A 21901-nucleotide genomic window follows, 5' to 3' on the forward strand; every position below is an offset into this window, starting at 1 on the left:
ATTCCGAAATCAACTATTTGAGGAATAGCAATGAATATCAACCTCACATTGATTGGCCAAGCGATTGCATTTGCGATGTTTGTCGCATTCTGCATGAAGTTTGTATGGCCACCACTAATCAGTGCGATTAGTGAGCGTCAGCGTAAAATCGCTGATGGCTTAAATGCTGCTGAAAAAGCGAAAGCTGACCTTGCGGATGCGCAAGCTCAAGTGAAAGCTGAAATTGATGCAGCGAAAGCACAAGCAGCTCAGTTGATCGAGCAAGCGAACCGTCGCGGTGCGCAATTGGTAGAAGAAGCGCGTACTCAAGCATCTGCTGAAGGTGAGCGTATTCGTCAACAAGCGAAAGATGTTGTTGATCAAGATATCAATGCTGCTCGTGAAGAATTACGTCAACAAGTTGCTGCTCTTGCAGTTGCCGGCGCAGAAAAAATTCTGAACCAGCAAGTTGACGCAGAAGCTCATAATGCCATGCTGAATCAGCTGGCAGCTAAACTTTAAGCGAGGCGAATATGGCTGAATTCTTGACGTTGGCACGACCATACGCTAAAGCAGCATTTGCTTATGCTACTGAACAGAATGCAACTGACACTTGGTCAACTGTATTACAACTGCTCAGTGCTGCGGTGCAAGATGAAGCATTTTCCGCTTATTTAAGTCGCCCAGAGTTGACTCCTGCTCAGCAGGTCGAACTTTTTGCGAAAGTTTTAGGTGAACAACAAACTGCATCAGTGTCAAACTTTTTGACACTTCTTGCAGAGAATGGCCGTGTGGCTTTGTTACCTGAAATTGAAGCAGAATACGAACAACTTAAAGCACAGAACAACAACACTGTAGATGTCATTATTGAATCTGCATTTCCACTTGATGCTGTTCAAGAACAGAAACTGATACATGCGCTCGAAAAGCGTTTTAACAGTGCTGTGAAAGCAACGGTAGAAGTGAATAAGGCATTAATTGCCGGTGTAGTTATTCGTGCTGGCGACCAAGTGATAGATGATTCTGCGCTTAGCAAGCTTGAAAAAATGCGAACACGTCTTCTTGCATAATGATTGATAAATCAAAATTGCATAAAAGAAGACTGAACATTAAAACGATTGAGGTATAGCGCAATGCAACAACTGAATCCATCCGAGATCAGTGCGCTCATTAAACAGCGTATCGGCGATCTGGACACCAGCGCGACCGCTAAGAACGAAGGGACCATTGTTATGGTTTCCGACGGTATTGTGCGTATTCACGGCCTAGCTGATGCTATGTACGGTGAAATGATCGAATTCGACGGCGGCCTATACGGTATGGCACTGAACCTAGAACAGGATTCAGTGGGCGTCGTTGTTTTAGGTAACTACTTAAGCCTTCAAGAAGGCCAAAAAGCGCGTTGCACAGGTCGTGTATTAGAAGTTCCGGTTGGTCCAGAACTTTTAGGCCGTGTAGTAGATGCTTTGGGTAACCCGATTGATGGTAAAGGCCCGATCGATGCAAAATTAACTGATGCTGTTGAAAAAGTAGCACCAGGCGTAATTTGGCGTCAGTCGGTAGATGAGCCTGTACAAACTGGTTATAAATCAGTTGATACAATGATTCCAGTTGGCCGTGGCCAACGTGAATTAATCATCGGTGACCGTCAAACTGGTAAAACAGCAATGGCGATCGATGCGATCATCGCTCAGAAACACTCTGGTATTAAATGTGTATATGTAGCAATTGGTCAAAAACAATCGACTATCGCTACTGTTGTGCGCAAGCTAGAAGAAACTGGCGCTATGGCGTATACAACTGTTGTCGCAGCAGGTGCATCTGATCCAGCAGCAATGCTGTATTTAGCTCCGTACTCTGGTTGTACAATGGGTGAATACTACCGTGACCGCGGTGAAGATGCGTTAATTATTTATGATGATTTGTCTAAGCAAGCAGTTGCTTACCGTCAAATTTCATTGTTATTACGTCGTCCACCAGGTCGTGAAGCGTATCCAGGTGACGTATTCTATCTTCACTCGCGTCTTCTTGAACGTGCTTCGCGCGTATCTGCTGACTACGTTGAGAAATTCACTAACGGTGAAGTTAAAGGCCAAACTGGTTCATTAACTGCATTGCCGATTATTGAAACTCAAGCGGGTGACGTATCTGCATTCGTACCAACAAACGTAATTTCGATTACTGATGGTCAGATCTTCCTTGAAACTTCATTGTTCAATGCGGGTATCCGTCCAGCTGTAAACGCAGGTATTTCTGTATCGCGTGTTGGTGGTTCTGCTCAGACGAAGATCATCAAAAAATTGTCTGGTGGTATCCGTACTGCTTTGGCGCAATATCGTGAATTGGCAGCATTTGCTCAGTTCGCTTCTGACCTTGATGAAGCAACACGTAAGCAACTTGAACATGGTCAACGTGTAACTGAATTAATGAAGCAAAAACAATATGCTCCATATTCAATTGCTGACCAAGCTGTTTCAGTTTATGCATCTAACGAAGGTTATATGACTGACGTTGAAGTGAAGAAAATCGTAGACTTTGATGCTGCGTTAATTTCTTACTTCCGCGCAGAACATGCGCCGTTAATGCAAAAAATTGACGAGACTGGTGCTTACGATAAAGAAATCGAAGCAGCATTCAAAGCAGGTATTGAGAAGTTCAAAGCGACTCAAACTTACTAAGTTTCAACCAGTTGAAATTTAGTGATGGTTTGGTTCACGGAATCAACCTTCGGAGGCTCGAAAGGGCCTTTGAATACTAGGTTTAGCGTATGGCAAATTTAAAAGAAATTCGCGCCAAAGTAGCTAGTATCAAAAGCACGCAAAAGATTACTCGAGCGATGCAGATGGTAGCAGCTTCTAAGATGCGTCGTGCGCAAGAGCGCATGGCTCAAGGCCGTCCGTATGCCGAAAATATGCACCGTGTAATTGCTCATTTGGTACAAGCGAACCCTGAATACAAACACCGTTATATGGTTGAACGCCCTGTTAAGCGCGTTGGCTATATCATTGTTTCTTCAGATCGTGGCCTTGCTGGTGGTTTGAACATTAACTTGTTCAAGAAAGTGGTTAAACACGTTCAACAGCAACAAGAGCAGTCAATTGAAGTTCAATTTGCTTTGATTGGTCAAAAAGCGGTTTCGTTTTTTAAAAACTACGGCGGTAAAGTACTAGGTGCGACTACGAATGTAGGCGATACACCAAGTCTTGAACAGTTGTCTGGCTCAGTACAAGTAATGTTGGATGCATTTGATAAAGGCGAGTTAGATCGTATTTATCTTGTATCTAATGGCTTCGTCAATGCAATGACTCAAAACCAAAAAGTAGAACAACTTGTTCCTTTGGCTGCGGCTGAAACGGAAGAAGGTCTAAACCGTCAATATGGTTGGGACTACTTGTATGAACCAGAAGCTGAAGAGCTATTAAATGGTTTATTGGTTCGTTATATCGAGTCAGTGGTGTATCAAGGTGTGATTGAAAATATTGCATGTGAACAATCTGCACGTATGGTGGCAATGAAAGCTGCAACCGATAACGCAGGCGACATCATCAAGAGCTTACAACTTATTTATAACAAGCTGCGTCAAGCCGCGATTACTCAGGAAATTTCTGAGATCGTTGGTGGTGCCGCTGCCGTTTAACATTATTTTGAATTGAGGAGACAGCAATGAATAGCGGTCGTATCATTCAGATCATCGGCGCGGTTATCGACGTCGAGTTTGAACGCAACAGCGTTCCTAAGATCTATGACGCTCTCCATGTTGATGGTACTGAAACTACTTTAGAAGTTCAGCAACAACTTGGTGATGGCGTAGTTCGTACTATTGCAATGGGTTCTACTGAAGGCCTTAAGCGTGGTTTGAACGCAACGAATACTGGCGCTCCAATCTCTGTACCTGTAGGTACAGCGACTCTTGGTCGTATCATGGACGTTCTTGGTCGCCCGATCGATGAAGCTGGTCCTGTTGCAACTGAAGCGCGTTTGCCAATTCATCGTCAAGCACCTTCTTATGCTGAACAAGCTGCTTCTACTGACCTTTTAGAAACTGGTATTAAAGTCATTGACTTACTTTGCCCGTTTGCTAAAGGTGGTAAAGTTGGTCTGTTCGGTGGTGCCGGTGTTGGTAAAACTGTAAACATGATGGAGTTGATCAACAACATCGCTAAAGCTCACTCAGGTTTATCTGTGTTTGCTGGTGTTGGTGAGCGTACTCGTGAAGGTAATGACTTCTATCACGAAATGAAAGACTCTAACGTTCTAGACAAAGTAGCAATGGTCTACGGTCAGATGAATGAGCCACCAGGCAACCGTTTACGCGTAGCGTTGACTGGTTTGACTATGGCTGAGTATTTCCGTGACGAGAAAGATGAAAACGGCAAAGGTCGTGACGTATTATTGTTCGTAGATAATATCTATCGTTATACACTAGCGGGTACTGAAGTATCAGCACTTCTAGGTCGTATGCCATCTGCAGTAGGTTATCAGCCTACACTTGCAGAAGAGATGGGTGTTCTTCAAGAACGTATTACATCGACTAAGTCTGGTTCTATTACGTCAATTCAAGCGGTATACGTACCTGCCGATGACTTAACAGATCCATCGCCTGCAACTACATTTGCTCACTTAGATGCAACTGTAGTATTGAGCCGTGACATCGCATCTTCTGGTATTTATCCAGCGATCGATCCACTTGACTCAACTTCACGCCAATTAGATCCTTTAGTTGTTGGTACTGAGCATTACGAAATTGCTCGTTCAGTTCAAAACGTTCTTCAACGTTATAAAGAATTGAAAGACATTATCGCAATTCTTGGTATGGATGAGCTTGCAGAAGAAGACAAATTGACTGTTTACCGTGCGCGTAAAATTCAACGTTTCTTCTCTCAGCCATTCCACGTAGCTGAAGTGTTTACTGGTGCTCCTGGTAAACTTGTACCGCTTAAAGAAACGATTCGTGGCTTTAAAGGTCTGTTAGCTGGTGAATTCGACCACATTCCAGAACAAGCGTTCTATATGGTTGGTGGTATTGACGAAGTGATCGCTAAAGCCGAGAAGCTTTAATTAGCAACTCTATTTTAGGAGATTCACATGTCGACTATGCAATGTGACGTTGTAAGTGTTAAAGAGTCTTTGTACTCTGGCGCTGTGACTATGCTAATTGCAAAAGGTGCTGGCGGTGAACTAGGTATTATGCCTGGTCATGCTCCGTTGGTAACTTTGCTTAAGCCGGGCGCGATTCGCGTTCTGCTTGAAAATGGTACAGAAGAGTTAATCTATGTATCTGGTGGTGTTTTAGAAGTTCAACCGCATGTTGTTACGATTCTTGCAGATACTGCAGTTCGTGCCGATAACTTAGATGAAGCTGCAATTTTAGAAGCACGTAAAAATGCTGAAATTTTGCTTGCAAATCAAAAGAGCGATTTGGACTCAGCTGCTGCTTTGGCTGCTCTTGCAGAAACTGCTGCTCAGTTGGATACCATCCGCAAAATCAAGAACCGTGCTCAATAAGACACAGTTCGAGATTGAAGAACCGTCCGAAAGGGCGGTTTTTTTATGCTATAAATAAGATTAAATATGAACAATATAAGGTCTTTTGATGCAAAAGAATAATTGATTCTGTCCAATGTTCTAAAAAATTGAGAAATTAGAGCAAGTTGAGAATTTTGAAAAATGCTTATGTGTAACTTGTAACGTTGCCATAAAGCATGAAGTTTTTATAAATATTAGAAATCATATAATTTATGAAGATGAGTGTCTTAGACTTTATGAGTGTGAGCAAATAATAAATTGCCTTTATTAACTGAATTCGGTTTAAGCACTCTTTTTAGAGAAAATAATTAAGTATTTTGGGAAATTTGATGATTTAGGGGGTATTTTAAATCAATTTGAGAGTGGTGGATTTATCTTTACAAAACAAAGAGAATTGTTGGGTAATATTCGTTATTTAGGTAATTATGCAACTCATCGAGCCGACTTTAAATCTAGAAAAGAGTTAATTTTATATCTTAATGTTTTAGAAAATTTAATTCATCAGCTTTTTGTATATTACAAATTGGAGAATGAAGTATCAAAAAAGCAGTGAATAGCGTTAGGTTGAAATCATCTCCAAGACACTCTATATCTGTAGTTAGAGAAACCATGTGTAAAAGAAAGCCAAAGAAAAAACTGTAATTTTCTAAATTTAGGCGCATGAAAGCTCTAAATTTCTACTGATTTAATTTAAAGATAGACCACCTAAAGTTGCATGTATTAAATTGTGTACTTAGCATAATCTAAAGAATAAAAAAGGATTTCAAAAAATTATGCACCTTATTGACCAACAGCCCCACTTTTGGGAACTCTACCAAGATGATTCCAATTACTATCTCAGCATTGCAATAGATATGAGTTCAGTTGTCTCTTGTTGGGATATTAAACTTACTGAAAATGAAATTAAAAGATTCCAATCACAAGGTAGAGTGGCCATTGAAGAAATAGCAGGTTTAATTGTGAGGGAAACTTATCGAGGGGATTTCTCCACTTTAGAATCAAGAAAAGTATCAGCAGACATTGAACAACAAATTCAAATGACTTTTACAGCGTGGCGCTCTACTCAATAACTATTGATTACTTTTAGTCATTTATGGGTAGGATCGAAAATCCATCGTTTTCAATTAGTTTAACTTTAAACAGTGCATTAAATCCTTCTGAAGATGTCGGCTTTTGCAGTTTGTAGAAAGTGGCTTTCACACCTTGTTCAGGAATATTGGCTTTGCCTTCACGTTGTGTATTGCGGTGTAAAGTACTTTCTAAATCGGTTTCAAAATAAAAAGAAACTACATCAAAGTCAGCATCTTTTGCCCGTTGAATATAACGCTCACGGTCATAAATCGTCATATTGGTATTATCAATTACCATTTTGGTTTTAGATCGTAATGCCGCCTCAAACAAAATATTTTCACGATGCCTAGTTTTCAACATATCGAGGTTGATGCGCAGATGTGTATCATAAAAATAATGTTTATAAAATGTTGACTTACCCGATGCTTGAACACCTGTAAAAATAATCAGTTGCATAGATGGCTACAAAAATATGCTAAATTGTGTGGTAAATCATGCAAGATAGACCTATGAGAATCAAGCTTAAGTTTAAAAATTAAAATGAAAAAAGTATTATTAGAGAAGGCCTTATTGTATTTTTGTATTGTAAGTACTTTGAGCGCCTGTCAGCATCAATTTGAACTAACCAAGACTCATCAGCCAACTGAAGCGGCTTTGGTGGCAAATTCAATTCAAAATGGCATGCAAGCAGAATTAGAAATTAACTATTTACAAGCCTACAAAAATTTAAAATTAGCCTATAGCCAATGTATTGCATTTACATCAAAGCAAGATTTTGTTTTTACAGATAGTAAATTGGAAGAACACTTTGAAATGGGGACGATTTTCGCTCGAAGTAAAGGCGGTGCTTATTTATCTAAAGTTTTGTTAGAAAGTGTTGAGCCTCATAAAACTCGTTTAACATTATTTGTACCAAAGGATTACCCTTATGCAAGTTCACGGTTTCGTCAGGAAATCAAACGGGCAAAAGGGCAGGATACTCAATGTAATATTAAAATAGAGTAACTTTATTCCTTTGTGGAATTAGCATCGGCAGTTGGAATGAGCATAGCCGCAAGTTTAAGCATTTCAGTTTGAATATTGCCAACTTGTTGTTCAAACTGTTTAATGTTGATTTTACTCACATCAATATTGCCATTGAGTAATGCTGAATTGAGTAACTCTTTATTGCTTTGTAAAACATGTTGACGAATATCATCAATTTCCTGACTTTTTAAATCTAGGGAAATGAGGGCTGTATTGAAGCCTTGTAGTTCTTGGCTTAATGTTTTTACTGTATTTTGCAATTCATTTTGGTCTTTGGATTCAATCGCATTTTGTAGATCTGCTTGTGCTTGGGTCAATTTTTCAACATAGCCACCTGCTTTAAATTGAACATCAGCTACATCGCGAGCGATATAGAACATATTGCCACTTTTAAGTTCAGATTGAGTTTGTGTTGTATCTGCCTGATTTTCATGGTCACTATGAGCCTGCTCTGAGGACGCTTTAGCATTTGAGTTCTGAGAGTTTGATTGTTCAGGTGATGGCTCACATCCCAATAACAAAATACCTGAGGTAAAAATGACGAAAGGGAGGAGTGCTCCTTGGACGAGCTTTTTCATTGCATGCATCTGAATTTCTTTAAAATACTTTGACTATTGGTTTTGAACTATAAAGTGGAAATGTGAATAAAAATTGGATTGTTGCAAAGTCATAACAATAAGTCATATCAATACATAAAAAGGAACGCTATTCGTTCCTTTTTACCGTGTATTTGAATCATTCTAAATTGGGTCAAGCAATAACTTATTTAGCAAGTTCATTCTGCAAAACTTCGAGTAAGCGTGGATCATCGGCTGTAATGTCTGGTGCAAAACGCGCAACAACTTCACCTTGTTTATTTACAACAAATTTTTCAAAGTTCCATAGCACTTCAGGTTTTGGATTTGGTGTTAAACCATAATCAACAAGATCTTTCCACCATGGACCTTCACCTAAACGTTCAGGAATAGCGTGAATGAGTGTGTCATACAATGGGTGTTTGTCATCGCCTGCCACAGAAATTTTGGCAAATAATGGAAACTCGACATTGTAAGTCAAAGAACAGAACTTCTGAATTTCTTCATCTGTGCCTGGTTCTTGTGCAAGAAAATTATTTGCAGGAAAACCAAGAATTTCTAAACCTTGATCTTTCTTTTCAGAATATAGTTTTTCAAGTCCTTCATATTGTGGAGTTAAACCACATTTTGAAGCAACATTAACAATTAAAAGAACTTTGCCTTCATATTGATTAAGTGTGGTGTCTGTACCTTGTATGGTTTTGACTGGAATATCGTATACAGATGCCATGCTGAAATCCTTGCTATGTTTATCTAGTTTGAGTGTATGTTTTAACGATAATTCAGCGTCTAGACAAGTTTTTCTCAACTTAAATGCAAATTTTATTTTTAGTAGGTCAATGATATGCGAGTGAGATCAAAAAAGCAGATCAAATGATCTGCTTTTACAGTAAAAATAAATAATTATAGATTTAGATCATGATTATTTTACAGCTTGTAGAGCTTGCATTTCAGCGAGTACAGTTTTTTGAAGTTCCATTGCTTGAGTTTGTAATTGTTGAAGTTTTGCTGTATCTGGTGGCATTTTAATACTTTCTTCCGAAAGCGAAAGGCTCAGAGTATTTGCTTCTTTCATTTTGTCACGTAGAGAAGCACCTTCACTACTTTTTAGTGCCAAACCATCCAAATCATTATTGAAATTGGTAACGTAGGTTTTTAAATTATCAACAATACCTGAAATTGCCGACTTGTCGCCTTTTTGAGCTGCTTTCATCATGTCTTGCTGAAATGTTAAAGCTTCTTGCGCACGCGTACTGGAAAGGGTTTGGATGGTAACAAAATCACTTTTCATATCTGCACTATTTGCTGTACTGAGTGTTGCAGCAGGAGCAGATGTTGTGGTTGCAGGTGTATTGCTTGAGCTTGAAGTGTTTTCGTTAGATTTTTTGTCACATGCAGTTAAAATTAATGCTGCTGTACAGAGTGAAACGAGTAATGATTTTTTCATTATAAGACCTTTATTATTGAGAATAAAAATTTAAATCCGAATACTTTAAGGCATATATTTAAATATGCTTGCTACATATATAAGTTAAATTCTCATAATTAGACCTAAATTGACTATAGTTTTTTTGTATATAAGGTTATTAAAATAACTTCATGGGTTGGAGTGCTGGTTAAAAAAACAGAATAAAAAAACATCCGATTTATCTTTTTAGATACGCTTATTGGTGTCGCATTTGGGCAGGAGTTTGACCTGTAAAGCGTTTAAAAAATTCAATAAAACTAGAGCTATGTTGATAACCAAGTTCCAAACCAATTTTTTTAATGGATACACCTTGTTGAATTTGTGAGATAGCGTAGATGATTTTAGAGCGATTACGCCATTCAGATAGACTCATTTGTAATTGTTGCTGACTCAGTCGCAATGCATGCCTTTCAGAAATTTGAACCTGATCTAAAATTTCTTGCAAACTTAAATGAAAATGCTGAGTTTCAGACAGGCGATCAAGAATGGGTTTTAAAATAGGATGATTACTCTGTGGAAGATAATGTTGATAATGGGTACTTTTTTGAATTTGTCGAAAGAGCAATTGTAAAAGTTGCTCATAATATTCGGGATCGCTACATCTTTGTTTTTGTTGCTCTAAAATTTCAGTTATGGTCTGACGTAAAAAAGGGCGTACATTTAATGTTTGAGTGAGTTGAGCAAAAGACTGACACAGTTTAGGGTGAATTCGAATACAAATATAATGGGTTAAATGCTCATTCACCGCAGTACAACAATGTTCAGTCTGTGGTGGAATCCATAGACCATAATTGGGTGGTGATAGATAAATTTGGTCTGCGACATTGAGCTCTAAAGTACCATTCAAACTCAAATTAAAATCTCCCCATAAATTGCAATGTGGAGTCACAACATCATGTTTTTGATAAAAAAATTCATCAATTGAAATCAGTGTGGAAAACATATTTACATCCATTGATTTTCAGTACAATTAGCTTGCTTGGCACTATAAAAATTGTCAACTGTACTTCAGCTTGATTGTTATTGTGGGTGGTGTAGGAAGTAATTGATTAATCACATTCTCTCATGCTTTGATTTTAAAATATAAATGGGGCGGAAATGCCCTATATATGTCTGAAATACCATATTTTAATTTAATTGGACTTAATTGATAATGTTTCTCAGTAAATAGGTGAGCGTAATGGGCGTAACCTTGATTGTTTCAGTAGCAGAGAGATGAAAATGTTAAAGACTCAACAAAAAATGTGGTGGGCATTTGCGCTTCCTGTGCTTGCTGTATTTATTTGGTCAATGAATATTGCAGTTACACGCTATGTAGCAGACTACATTTCACCTGTGAGTATTAGTTTTTATCGTTGGTTGATTGCTTTTATTGTTTTAACCCCATTTATGGCAATAAAAGTATGGCAACAACGTCAATTGATTAAAGCTCATTTACATCAATTTGCTGTACTGAGTGCTTTTGGTATGGCGTTATATCAAGGTCTAGCGTATAGCGCATCGCATCATACTTCGGCGACCAATATGGGTATTATTAATGCCTTTATTCCTGTATTTACGCTCTTTGTATCATTCGTAATTTTAAAAGAAGTGCCTAATCGTTTTGCTGTAATGGGCAGTCTTTTGTCATTTACAGGTCTACTGTATGTCATGGGGCAGGGGAGTTTCATCAGCTTATTGCAACTTGGGCAACATTGGGGCGATATCATGATGATCTTTGCTGTTTTTTTCTACGCATTTTATGGTGTTTTTTTGAAAAAATGGCAACTGAAGGTTCCCTTACTCATTAGCCTTTATGTTCAGATTGGATTTACCTTGATCTACCATTTACCCTTTGTCTTATGGAATGGTCTAGATTCGCTGAATGCAGAAAATGCCGCTAGTGTTTTTTATGCAGGTATTTTCCCTTCATTGATGGCACCTTTGCTGTGGATGATGGCAGTGCAATATATTGGTCCTAATCGAACGAGTATTTTTATGAATTTGATGCCTGTCTTTACTGCCATTATTGCGTATTTTTGGTTAAAAGAAGCGTGGACGGTTTATCATAGTATTGGCGGTGTAATTATTGTACTTGGCATTATATTGGCACAAAAAAAGCGCAAAGTTACGGTATAAATCTCAGTTATTTATATTATATAATTAGACAAAAGTGGAAAGTTACACTAATTTGATTAAAAAACAAACAAGTAAAACCTATTTTGGGGATCAAATGCATGATTTTATGAGCTTATAGTGATCTGTATAAATGTAAAAAAAATAAATTTAATAAACTATAAGAATAACTTAGTTTGAATACCTTTTTTGTATTTCACTTTTTTGCATTTATATCTCTAAACATAAGATAAATAAAATATTTGTATAAAAAAATCATTTATCGCATAATACTCGCATTGAAAATCACAGTTCTTCTAATAATTTATAAACTGATTTTCTCAATGAATTTTCAAGACCCTCTGGATGTGTTTTGCACATCCTTTTTCATGCTCAGTCACTTAGTTATGACTGAGCTTTTTTTTTGTCTATTCAATTATAATTAACAAAATGAATTAATATTTAAGGGATGTTTAAGCAATAAAATTACAGTTAAGCACGAATAATGTTTCCAGATTCAGCATCTAAAATTTTACTAGGTTCAGTGCCTAAGCCTAAGTCCCCATTTAAGTAATTGATTTCAAAGTTAAAGTATTGATTTGCATCTTGTAGTGAGCGTGCAGGTTCAAGCCCAGCAGGATTGGCACTAGTCGATACAATAAAGCCATTAAACGCATTACAGAGAGCAACACAGAGTGGATGTGTTGTGACACGGACAGCAACTTTAGGATGGTCACCTTTAATCCAAGTCGGGATATGCTCATCGGTAGGAAGTAACCATGTCGTAGCGCGATCGTTCAATGTACGATTTGTCCATGTTTCAATAATTTGTTCACGAACAGCAGGTTGTAAATTTTGTAACAGATGCTCAACTTGATTGATGTGGCTAGCAAGCAAAATCACACCTTTTTCAATGGGTCGTTGTTTCAGGCGTAAAATTTCAAGGAAAGCGTGTTCATTAAATGGGTCGCAACCTAAGCCCCATACTGCTTCTGTCGGATAGGCAAGTACTTTGCCTTGAGTTAAATATTCGGCAGCTTCAGCAACTGAGGTTGTAATCATAGATCCGTACCTTGGCAAAGTTGAAAAGGTTATTGTGAACCTTAAAAACTTTTACGGCAACGTAAGTAAAGCCCAGATTGTTGAATACACAGTCCTAAAAGTTCTAGTTCCATGAGTGATGCAGTTAATTCGGCAATATTGATATTGAGTTTTTCTGAAAGAGAATCAATATCTTGTCCAGTCCAATCAAGTTGCTGATACAGTAAAAATAGATGTTGAGGAATGTCGTTAGAAGTACTAGTATTTATTGTTGGGCTTATGTCAGTACGTGAACTTTCATCATTTTTTTGTTGGTAATGCCATTGTGTAGGTAGGGCAACATCTTCAATCAATTGCTCAGGATGATCAACCAAAATCGCTCCTTCACGAATCAGTTGATGACAACCACGATGAAAATCACTGTAAATATGCCCTGGAATAGCAAAGGTAAGTTTACCTTGTTCGGCGGCTAATTTTGCTGTAATGAGTGAGCCACTTTCGACAGCTGCTTCGGCAACGAGTATTCCAATACTGAGTCCACTGACAATACGATTGCGCCGAGGAAAGTGTTGTTGCAATGGCTTTGTATTCGGTAAAAATTCAGAAATCACGGTTCCTGAATTTTGTAGAATCTTCTTCTGTAATCCTGCATTTTGTGATGGATAAGTGAGATCAAGCCCTGTACCAATCACAGCAATGGTTCGATGATTTTCAAGCGCTCCCATATGAGCAGCTTCATCAATCCCTTGTGCTAGTCCACTCGTAATAAAAAAGCCTTTTTCACTTAAATAATATGCAAAATCAAAAGAAACCTGTTTGCCGTGTGGACTAGGCTTACGACTACCAACAATAGCAATTTGGGGTTGACTTAAATTTTGAAGATTACCTTTGCCAAATAAAATTGGAGGATGATCATTATAGGGAAGTAATTGTTGAGGATAGTACAGTTCAGACTCAGTCACAATAAAATCTGTATATTGCTTGATTTGATCAAGACAACGCTGAAATTTTTGCTCCCCAAGAGGTGTAAGTATCTCTTTGGCACGTTCTAAATGGCTTTTGTGGAGTTTGATTTCAGACCATTTAGATAAATTTTCGGTTGAAACCGCAGCTTCAACCGAACCAAAAAATTGTTCTAATTTACGAAAAGCAGAAAGTGAATGCTGAACCAAATACCACAGTTGAATGGTCTTTGCATGTTGCAAAGAAATTTGGTTCAGCATCGTTATTTACCTAAGTAAGAAGATTAGTAGCCTGTTGTAGGAGGTGGCTGAATTTCAGCACCAACTTTAATAGGTAATGAACTATCGAGTACATAAGCATAGCTTAACTGATCAAATGCTTTGAAAATCATGACTGTACCGACACGCTGATTAGGTAATTTCACCATTTCTTTAGTTTGCGGATCACGTACTGTTTCACCTTTTTGGTAAATGCTAAAGACTTGACCTGATTTCACACCATGTAATGCACCACGGTCTAAAGTGACAACACCATGTTGTGCAGCAGTTCCAATCGAACCTTGTACACGTACGACCTGACCACCGTCCGTCACTTCATTTGGAATTGTTGGATAGAACAGGCTTGGCATGTTGTTATCGTATTGTGGTAATACAAAATCACCTTTACGTACTTCAGCATTGAAACTCTTCGTGAGTTCAAGTGTTGTAATATCATTTTCATCTGCGACTGCAGTTGCAGATGCGACTTCAACTAGCTCAATGCCTGCATTGATTTTTTTACCTGTTGCGTCGGTAAATGTATACGGTTCACCTTGACGGAAAACACCATACTGCTGACCTGTCACCAAGCCATTACCACGTGCATAGACAGTTTGACCGGCACCTGTAATCACACGATTATCGGCTGCACCTAAAATATAAGGAATATTGGTCAGTGATTCAGGTGAAACTACAATACTATGATCAAGCCATTGTTGAATATATGCCAAAGGAACGACAGGAATAGTGTTGGCTAAAGATTCAATGCGTATCTGTGGTTGAAGCGAAGCACCACCTTGATGACGACGAATAATGCCTTCGCAACCATCGCCTTCATCTTTACCAATGAGTGGGCGACCATCAAGTGTACAGAGCAAAAGTTTATCACCAGGATAAATCCAGTGTGGATTTTTAACGTGGCGGTTGCTTGCCCAAATTTCTTTCCAACGCCAAGGACTATTTAAGAATTTCCCAGCAATATCCCACAGTGTATCGCCACGTTTAACGACATAGACATAGGGTGCACTTGCTTTTAATGCGGGTGGATTTTGGTTCGGACTTGCTGCAACAGCAACATCCATATAAGCGACACCTGCGCTAACACAAAGTGCGATTGCAAGAACGTGTTTTTTAAACCCCGTGGCATGAAAGTTAACTATGCCCTTGAAAACCTTTTTCATTATCATAATTCCTGAAACTATGGATCTATATGCGTTATAATAAACATCTTACACATTTTTTTTTAATGAAGCATAATTCTTCATTTAGTTTTAAGATCAATGGCATAGCCAGTGAGGATACAGTATGGCCTTATTACCTATTTTAAGTTTTCCTGATCCCCGTTTGCGCACCATTGCAAAACCTGTCGAAACCGTGACAGATGATATTCGTCAATTGGCCGCTGACATGTTTGAAACCATGTATGAAGCACCCGGTATAGGCTTGGCTGCGACACAAGTTGATCATCATATTCAGCTTATCGTTATGGATTTGTCTGAAAATAAAGATCAACCGATGGTATTCATTAACCCCAAAGTTACTTCATTGACTGAAGAAATGCTACCGTATGAAGAAGGATGTTTATCCGTTCCTCAAATATACGATAAAGTTGAGCGTCCGTCACGCGTGAAAATCAATGCAATTGGTTTAGATGGTCAAGCATTTGAAATGGAAGCAGATGGATTACTCGCAGTGTGTATTCAACATGAAATGGATCACTTGAACGGTAAACTATTTGTCGATTATCTTTCGCCTTTAAAACGTCAACGGGCACGTGAAAAAGTAGAGAAAGTAGTACGTCAACGTGTGAAAGATAAAGCACCTGTAAAGCGTTAAAATTTTGTTTTACATGTATGTGAAAGATGAAGCCCAATTTTGATTGGGCTTTGTTATACTAAAACCATGAAAATGTTGAGATGAACGTTTTGTTGTTGAGAATGGGGCTGCTGCTAGGATTCGGCGCAGTATTTTTACAGATTGCTGTTTTCTTACAGCCTTTGTTACCGAAGCAATATCAAATTGCTCCGGTCTGTGAAACTGTTTCTCAAGCTTTGTTACAGAGTAATTATTATCAAATTAAAAGTGCTCAGAGTCAGAGTAATCAACATTTAAACCATCAGCAATATGAAAAATCTTCGCTACATGACCATGCTCATTATGGCAGCAGACATGATAGCCATCAACAAGTGCCTCAGCAAAGTGCAGTTGAACATCAAAAGTCTGCTATTTACGTTGCCTCTGATCATCAAGTCCAGCAAGCATCAGTCAATCTAGGTCATGATCATCATGATCCAAATCATCAATGTCAGTATTGTACTGTTTATGGCAATTTAGTTTTACCTCCTGTGCTTGAAGTCAAAGAAGTCTTGGTGAAAATTCAAGTTCGTCTGATTGCTTTTCAGCAAGCCTATCTTCATGTTTGGTTTGCACTTCAACGTTTATTTCTGCTCCCTCAAGGGCGAGCCCCTCCGCTTTTTGCATAACTTTAACGTTAAAACTTAGAACTTTAAATTTCAGAGTCTTGAATGGCTCTCGTACAGTTATATTTATGCATTAAGTGAGAAGAAAATGGCTAAGCCTAACTTTCTATTACAGCCTCTTGCGGCTGCGGTTTGTGTTGCGTGTTATTCAGGGATGATTCATGCAGAAGAACATTTAAAAACATCGGAATCTAGTGATTTAGTCGAGCAGTATTCCGCTGAGAAGTTAGCACCTATTGTCGTTACAGCCCAGTCAGCAAAGGGCGGTAATGGTTTAATAATTCATGCAGACCCTAAACAGCCGATTCAACCTGTACCTGCAACAGATGGTGCAGATTATTTACAAAGCATTATGGGTTTTAGTGCAATCAAAAATGGTGGTACCAATGGCGATGTGACCTTTAGAGGCATGTTTGGTTCACGTATTAAAATTTTAACGGATGGTAATGAAAGTCTAGGTGCTTGCCCAAGTCGTATGGATGCACCGACATCTTATATTCAGCCTGAAAGTTATGACCGAATTTCAGTCATTAAAGGACCTCAAACAGTCCAGTATGCCAATACAGGTTCGGCAGCGACAGTGATTTTTGAACGTCAGAAGCCAAAATTAAACAATGAAAAGCATTATGAAGGTCAGGCGAGTGTTCTACTTGGTTCATTTGGTCGTTTAGATCAAAATGTTGAAACTATTGTGGGCGATGAAACAAAGTATGTTCGTTTAAATGCCAATCGTTCAGAGTCTAATAGCTATCAAGATGGTGATGGCAATACCGTACCATCGGCATGGGAGCGTTGGAATACCGATGTCGCAGTGGGTTGGACACCAAATGATGATACTTGGTTAGAGTTGACAGCAGGCAAAGGCGATGGTGAAGCCTTATATGCAGGTCGTGACATGGATGGTTCACAGTTTGCTCGTGAAAGTTTGGGGTTACGGTTTGAGAAAACGAATATTACTGATGTAATTAAGAAAGTAGAAGCATCAGTTAACTATAGTTATAACGATCATGTGATGGATAACTTTAGCTTACGTACACCACCAATGATGGAAATGACACATGGTCATCATACGATGTCGATGCCAAATCCTTCTGAGATGCAAGTTACACGTAGGACGCTCAATTCACGTTTGGCTATGACATCAGAATGGAATCAACTCAGTTTGATGACAGGTATCGATACACAGCAAAATCATCATGCTGGTAGTATGAAGTCAATGATGATGGATATGCCTTTAGCTACCAATATGAAGTTCAATTCATATGGTGCTTTTAGTGAACTTGGTTACCAATTGAATGATCAATATAAAGTAGTTGGTGGTGCGCGTATTGATCAAGTGAAGATTGATGCGATTAAGCTAAATGATGATCGAAAGGAAACATTACCAAGCGGGTTTATTCGTTTAGAGCATGAAAGCGCAGAGCATCAAGCAAAGAGTTATATCGGATTGGGTTATGTTGAACGTGTACCTGATTATTGGGAACTTTTTAGTACGGCACATGGTAATTCTTTACCAAGTACGATGGGCATGTCGAAACCGACATTTAATGATCTAGAGACAGAAAAAACGTTACAACTCGATTTGGGTTATCAACATCAACATGGCGCATTTAACTCGTGGGTTTCTGCCTATGCAGGCTTGATTAATGACTACATTCTTATGAGTTACCACAATCATCCAACGATGGGGGGACATGGTCATGGTTCATCTTTTAGTGCTGGTGCTAAAAATGTCGATGCTGTGATTGCTGGTGCAGAAGCAGGTGTGGGTTATCAATTTACCGATGCTATTCAAGCAGATTTAAGTGTGATGTATGCGTGGGGTGAAAATAGTGAAAGCAATGATCCATTACCACAGATTGCCCCACTAGAAGGACGCTTTAACTTACGTTATGTACAAGATAAATATACATTAGGTTTGTTATGGCGTGCCGTTGCACAGCAAGATCGAGTGAGTTTAAATCAGGGTAATATCGTGGGTTACGATATGGGCGAAAGCAAAGGCTTTAGCACTTTGGCCTTAAACGCAACATATCATATTGTAGATAATATTGATTTAGCTCTAGGTATTGATAATGTCCTTGATAAAACTTATACCGAACATTTAAACCGTGCAGGAAGTTCTGGGTTTGGTTTTGCATCTAATGAACAGTTTAATAATACTGGGCGCAATTATTGGGCACGGATTAGTATGAAATTTTAATTCAGCCTTTTGACGTTATGAATTGATTTTGAAAATAGAAACCATTGTCTGCTGACGGTGGTTTCTGTCACAATGTTTGCGTATAAAATTTAAGCGCAATTCATACATGAATGAAAAAATCGAAATTTATATCAATAAATTAAAAAATTTTAGTGAAGTTTCTATTGCTGATACAGAGTGGACGGCTGAATTTGAACAAGCATTTCGTACAGAATTAAAACAGCAGGGAATTGATGAAATTCGGATTTATCGAACCCTTCAACAGCCTGATCGACGTCTAATTTGTCGTGTTTTTCATAAACCGAGTATAGAGGTTGAACAAGAATATAACGCACGCTCAATGTTAGGTGTTTTACTTCCGATTATTATTTTAATTTTATTGTACTTTTTACTTATTTCTCTCATTGCTTTGCGTCAAGAAGCCATGTTGACGACTGCATTTTTGATTTTTTTACCATTCAGCTTTGGGGCTTTAGTTGAATATCTGACGACATTAAATCGTCCGCATTCTATTGCTAAAGTTTTACTGCAACAATTATGGGTTTTACTCGCGATTATTGTGGTTGGTGGTGTAATTTTAAGAGAAGGCGTAATTTGCTTAATTGTGGCAGCACCGATTTTTTTCGCATGCTCGACTTTAGGTGCTTTTGCAATGCGAGCGCTGTGTCGTCATTTGTGGAAACCTTCTAAAAAAATCTATTCGATTGCACTGTTGCCACTCTTAGGGCTTTTTCTATTGCCCGATTTATCGCAATATCATAATGGTATGACCAAACAAGAAATTGTGGTCAATGCGCCAATTGAAACTGTTTTTGCTTCTATTAATAATATTCAGCAGATTCAACCCAATGAAATTAAATATAGTCCTATTTTTACCATGGGCTTTCCAAAACCAATTTCAGGGATGACTGAACAAACAGAAGATGGATTGATGCGCCAAATTTATTGGCAACGAGATATTCATTTTCAAGAAAAAATTACGCAGTCCAATGCGCCAACACAGTTGGCATGGACGTATGTTTTTACACCACAATCTTTTCCAAAAGGCTCACTCGATGATCATTTGAAAATAGGTGGTCAATATTTCAATTTACTCACGACTGATTACCAACTTGAAGCTGTGAGTCCAACACAAACGCGTATGACCTTGAACATTGATTATCGCCTGTCTACAGAGGTGAATTGGTATGCCGATTTGTGGACACGTTATGTACTCAATGAATTTAGCGATGTTGTACTAAATATTTATAAACGTCGTTTGGAAGGCTAGACGAAACTGACATTGCAGGAAAAGGCGATCAGAGTAATTTTGATCTCCTTTTGAGTAAAACTATTGATGCATACTCGCCAATTGTTTTCCTGCATTTTGATATAAGGCGAGTGCATATTCTTGTTCTGCTCGCCCATGTTGTTGCAAATATTTTTTGAGCAGATCACTATGCCTTGCACCATTATAAATCAGCGTATTTTTTGCCAATAAATATAAGGGATACCATGCAAAGGGACGCGGTTTTAAGCCTAAGTCTTTCATCTTTTGTTTACCCAAAAATAACTGCGTAATATCGAGATGATTCCGATAAGCTTTTTTCTGAAAGAAAGTATTGAAATGTTTATATTGGCGTTCAAATGGTTCTTTGGACAAACTCTTTGCTAACATCTGACTGCTTTGATCGATTTTGGGATGGGCATAATTCATCCATTGTAGTAATTTCCATGCTTCGGACTCTTTGTTGACGAGCCATTTTTCTTCCACACCCATGAGCCAACCTGCATATTTCCAAAAATGCAGTACCGATTCGGCTTCTGATTTATTGGGGAAAATACCAATAGCACGAATCCCGAGGAGTAATACACCACTAAAAGCAACATTTGTCATGGCTTGATCATATTGATTAATCGGTGTTCCCCATAGGTCATTGTCCCAATCAGGTGATTTTTTCAGTTGATAACGAATTAAAGAATGAATAAAACGTACATAAATTGTCGATGTAAAACCTGCATTAAAACGCTCGAAGCTGTTTATTTGGTTAACATCAAGCCACCATTTATGTGTTTCAGCTAAACGCTTACCTGCAAATTTTTTCAATGCACCTGTCATAATTAAAGGCTGATTGAATCCTGGATATTGATAACCCGTCATAAGTGCTAAATCTCGCAAAATAAAGGTGCCATTGCTCCCTAATCGTTGCGTGAAATTTACAGCATGATCAAGCTTGTCTTTGTTTAGCCATGTTGGTGGTGTTTCAATATGTTTAAAAAATTCAATTAAAATAGACTCAGGTGCTTCAAGTTGATCTACACCTTGATACAAAGCCATTTCAAAACGCTTGCGGTTACGCCGTGGATCAGTCATCACCCAATCCATCACTCGATCCATGGCAATATCACCCGCATATAGACTGTCATTCAATTCTAAATATTCTGCATAACTGGGAATAAAATTTTGATCGGTGATTTTATGTAGTACTTTAGATACCACATCACTCTTTGTTACACGCTCATAAGAAGCTAAACGTTTTGCAATTGGATGATTCAACATTGTATTGACCTTTTGATTGTTATTTAATCAAAACTATAATATGAATAATTATTCGCATTCAATTCGCATTTCAGAGAGTAGATACTGTGAGGAAACAACCACAACAACAACGTGCCAAAAAAATTGTTGATGATATTTTGGAAGCAGCACAGCTTTGTATTGCAGAGCAGGGAATTGTGCAGGTTACGACACCTAAAATTGCAGAAAAATCAGGGGTCAGTGTCGGTTCAATTTATCAATATTTCGAAAATAAAGATGAAATCATTCAAGAGCTATTACGCCGTAAAAGTGAAAACTTAGGCATGGCGTTTAAACAGATTGCAATTGCGCAAGAAAACTTAACACTCGCAGAAATTGTACCTATTAGCATCCAATTCGGTTTTGACATGATGAAAGCTGATGATGGCTTCTTTATGGAGGTGCTGAAACATTGGCATGGATATAATAATTCAGAAGCGGCGCAGATTTTAGAAAAGCATTTTTTTGAAGTGGGCATGTATGTCTTTAATCGTTACTTTCAGCACTGGAACTTCGAAACCTTAAGAAATAAATCCTTTGTGATTATCAATAGTACCTTGTTCACAATGATGCGATACGTGAGTAATAATAGTTTTCTTATTTCAGAACAACAACTTAAAAAAGAATTAAGCCAAATGATTTTGTCATACTTAGCATTTGA

At 38.2% G+C, this 21901-nt stretch carries 24 protein-coding genes; 15 read left to right on the top strand and 9 right to left on the bottom strand.

What is annotated here, in order from left to right; genetic code table 11:
- Positions 1 to 30 precede the first annotated feature (30 nt).
- The 8 genes from ACK2M2_RS12920 to ACK2M2_RS12955 all read left to right on the top strand — a co-directional run bounded on the left by ACK2M2_RS12920 (position 31) and on the right by ACK2M2_RS12955 (position 6575).
- Positions 31 to 501, top strand: coding sequence for a F0F1 ATP synthase subunit B (locus tag ACK2M2_RS12920; protein WP_409512551.1), 471 nt, complete (start codon positions 31 to 33; stop codon positions 499 to 501).
- 11 nt (positions 502 to 512) lie between these two features.
- Entirely contained in the window at positions 513 to 1049 is a 537-nt protein-coding gene (locus ACK2M2_RS12925; RefSeq protein WP_419349107.1) for a F0F1 ATP synthase subunit delta, read from the top strand.
- A 63-nt stretch (positions 1050 to 1112) separates the two neighbouring features.
- On the top strand, positions 1113 to 2657 hold the full coding sequence (gene atpA, locus ACK2M2_RS12930; protein ID WP_409512549.1) for a F0F1 ATP synthase subunit alpha: 1545 nt from the start codon (positions 1113 to 1115) through the stop codon (positions 2655 to 2657).
- Positions 2658 to 2746: 89 nt separating this feature from the next.
- Positions 2747 to 3616, top strand: a complete 870-nt coding sequence (gene atpG, locus ACK2M2_RS12935) for a F0F1 ATP synthase subunit gamma (protein ID WP_409512548.1) — start codon at positions 2747 to 2749, stop codon at positions 3614 to 3616.
- 26 nt (positions 3617 to 3642) lie between these two features.
- Positions 3643 to 5037, top strand: a complete 1395-nt coding sequence (atpD, locus tag ACK2M2_RS12940) for a F0F1 ATP synthase subunit beta (protein ID WP_409512547.1) — start codon at positions 3643 to 3645, stop codon at positions 5035 to 5037.
- Between the two features lie 27 nt (positions 5038 to 5064).
- The gene (locus ACK2M2_RS12945) at positions 5065 to 5484 is read left to right on the top strand and encodes a F0F1 ATP synthase subunit epsilon (RefSeq protein ID WP_419349111.1); all 420 of its coding nucleotides are present in this window, start codon (positions 5065 to 5067) and stop codon (positions 5482 to 5484) included.
- Between the two features lie 364 nt (positions 5485 to 5848).
- Positions 5849 to 6058 (top strand): DUF4145 domain-containing protein, encoded by a 210-nt coding sequence (locus ACK2M2_RS12950; RefSeq protein ID WP_419349148.1) that lies wholly within the window; start codon positions 5849 to 5851, stop codon positions 6056 to 6058.
- A gap of 220 nt (positions 6059 to 6278) precedes the next feature.
- On the top strand, positions 6279 to 6575 hold the full coding sequence (locus ACK2M2_RS12955) for a hypothetical protein (protein WP_419349114.1): 297 nt from the start codon (positions 6279 to 6281) through the stop codon (positions 6573 to 6575).
- 13 nt (positions 6576 to 6588) lie between these two features.
- Here ACK2M2_RS12955 and ACK2M2_RS12960 read toward each other — a convergent pair whose 3' ends face one another.
- Positions 6589 to 7032, bottom strand: a complete 444-nt coding sequence (locus ACK2M2_RS12960) for an AAA family ATPase (RefSeq protein ID WP_409512544.1) — start codon at positions 7030 to 7032, stop codon at positions 6589 to 6591.
- Positions 7033 to 7116: 84 nt separating this feature from the next.
- On the opposite strand from ACK2M2_RS12960, the gene ACK2M2_RS12965 reads away from it, so the two are divergent.
- Entirely contained in the window at positions 7117 to 7581 is a 465-nt protein-coding gene (locus ACK2M2_RS12965) for a hypothetical protein (protein ID WP_419349117.1), read from the top strand.
- A gap of 2 nt (positions 7582 to 7583) precedes the next feature.
- On the opposite strand, the gene ACK2M2_RS12970 is transcribed toward ACK2M2_RS12965, so the two are convergent.
- From ACK2M2_RS12970 to ACK2M2_RS12985, 4 genes are all read right to left on the bottom strand, one after another.
- Entirely contained in the window at positions 7584 to 8180 is a 597-nt protein-coding gene (locus tag ACK2M2_RS12970) for a hypothetical protein (RefSeq protein WP_409512542.1), read from the bottom strand.
- 184 nt (positions 8181 to 8364) lie between these two features.
- On the bottom strand, positions 8365 to 8907 hold the full coding sequence (locus ACK2M2_RS12975) for a glutathione peroxidase (protein ID WP_419349120.1): 543 nt from the start codon (positions 8905 to 8907) through the stop codon (positions 8365 to 8367).
- Positions 8908 to 9099: 192 nt separating this feature from the next.
- On the bottom strand, positions 9100 to 9624 hold the full coding sequence (locus ACK2M2_RS12980) for a hypothetical protein (RefSeq protein WP_419349123.1): 525 nt from the start codon (positions 9622 to 9624) through the stop codon (positions 9100 to 9102).
- A 217-nt stretch (positions 9625 to 9841) separates the two neighbouring features.
- Positions 9842 to 10588, bottom strand: a complete 747-nt coding sequence (locus ACK2M2_RS12985; RefSeq protein WP_409512538.1) for an AraC family transcriptional regulator — start codon at positions 10586 to 10588, stop codon at positions 9842 to 9844.
- Between the two features lie 299 nt (positions 10589 to 10887).
- Here ACK2M2_RS12985 and ACK2M2_RS12990 point away from each other — a divergent pair, with 299 nt between their 5' ends.
- On the top strand, positions 10888 to 11763 hold the full coding sequence (locus ACK2M2_RS12990) for a DMT family transporter (protein WP_409512581.1): 876 nt from the start codon (positions 10888 to 10890) through the stop codon (positions 11761 to 11763).
- A 468-nt stretch (positions 11764 to 12231) separates the two neighbouring features.
- Here the strand turns inward: ACK2M2_RS12990 and ACK2M2_RS12995 are convergent, their stop codons facing one another.
- Genes ACK2M2_RS12995 through ACK2M2_RS13005 form a run of 3 tightly spaced genes read right to left on the bottom strand, consistent with a single transcriptional unit; the run spans position 12232 to position 15181 of the window.
- Positions 12232 to 12801: an L-threonylcarbamoyladenylate synthase gene (locus tag ACK2M2_RS12995; protein ID WP_419349126.1), complete on the bottom strand. Its 570-nt coding sequence runs from the start codon at positions 12799 to 12801 to the stop codon at positions 12232 to 12234.
- A gap of 41 nt (positions 12802 to 12842) precedes the next feature.
- Positions 12843 to 14003: a DNA-processing protein DprA gene (gene dprA, locus ACK2M2_RS13000; RefSeq protein WP_419349129.1), complete on the bottom strand. Its 1161-nt coding sequence runs from the start codon at positions 14001 to 14003 to the stop codon at positions 12843 to 12845.
- A 23-nt stretch (positions 14004 to 14026) separates the two neighbouring features.
- The gene (locus ACK2M2_RS13005; protein WP_419349133.1) at positions 14027 to 15181 is read right to left on the bottom strand and encodes a LysM peptidoglycan-binding domain-containing protein; all 1155 of its coding nucleotides are present in this window, start codon (positions 15179 to 15181) and stop codon (positions 14027 to 14029) included.
- A 124-nt stretch (positions 15182 to 15305) separates the two neighbouring features.
- On the opposite strand from ACK2M2_RS13005, the gene def reads away from it, so the two are divergent.
- The 4 genes from def (at position 15306) to ACK2M2_RS13025 (ending at position 19953) form a co-directional block, all read left to right on the top strand.
- Positions 15306 to 15836 (top strand): peptide deformylase, encoded by a 531-nt coding sequence (gene def / locus ACK2M2_RS13010; protein WP_409512534.1) that lies wholly within the window; start codon positions 15306 to 15308, stop codon positions 15834 to 15836.
- A gap of 89 nt (positions 15837 to 15925) precedes the next feature.
- The gene (locus ACK2M2_RS13015; RefSeq protein ID WP_409512580.1) at positions 15926 to 16483 is read left to right on the top strand and encodes a DUF2946 domain-containing protein; all 558 of its coding nucleotides are present in this window, start codon (positions 15926 to 15928) and stop codon (positions 16481 to 16483) included.
- Between the two features lie 85 nt (positions 16484 to 16568).
- The gene (locus ACK2M2_RS13020) at positions 16569 to 18683 is read left to right on the top strand and encodes a TonB-dependent copper receptor (RefSeq protein ID WP_419349136.1); all 2115 of its coding nucleotides are present in this window, start codon (positions 16569 to 16571) and stop codon (positions 18681 to 18683) included.
- A gap of 106 nt (positions 18684 to 18789) precedes the next feature.
- Positions 18790 to 19953, top strand: a complete 1164-nt coding sequence (locus tag ACK2M2_RS13025; protein WP_419349139.1) for a hypothetical protein — start codon at positions 18790 to 18792, stop codon at positions 19951 to 19953.
- Between the two features lie 60 nt (positions 19954 to 20013).
- Here ACK2M2_RS13025 and ACK2M2_RS13030 read toward each other — a convergent pair whose 3' ends face one another.
- Positions 20014 to 21222, bottom strand: a complete 1209-nt coding sequence (locus ACK2M2_RS13030) for an oxygenase MpaB family protein (protein WP_419349142.1) — start codon at positions 21220 to 21222, stop codon at positions 20014 to 20016.
- 86 nt (positions 21223 to 21308) lie between these two features.
- On the opposite strand from ACK2M2_RS13030, the gene ACK2M2_RS13035 reads away from it, so the two are divergent.
- Positions 21309 to 21901: TetR/AcrR family transcriptional regulator (locus ACK2M2_RS13035; protein ID WP_419349145.1), on the top strand; the 593-nt coding region annotated here is incomplete at its 3' end.

Source organism: Acinetobacter sp. TY1 (assembly GCF_048551395.1).
Classification (GTDB): Bacteria; Pseudomonadota; Gammaproteobacteria; order Pseudomonadales; family Moraxellaceae; genus Acinetobacter.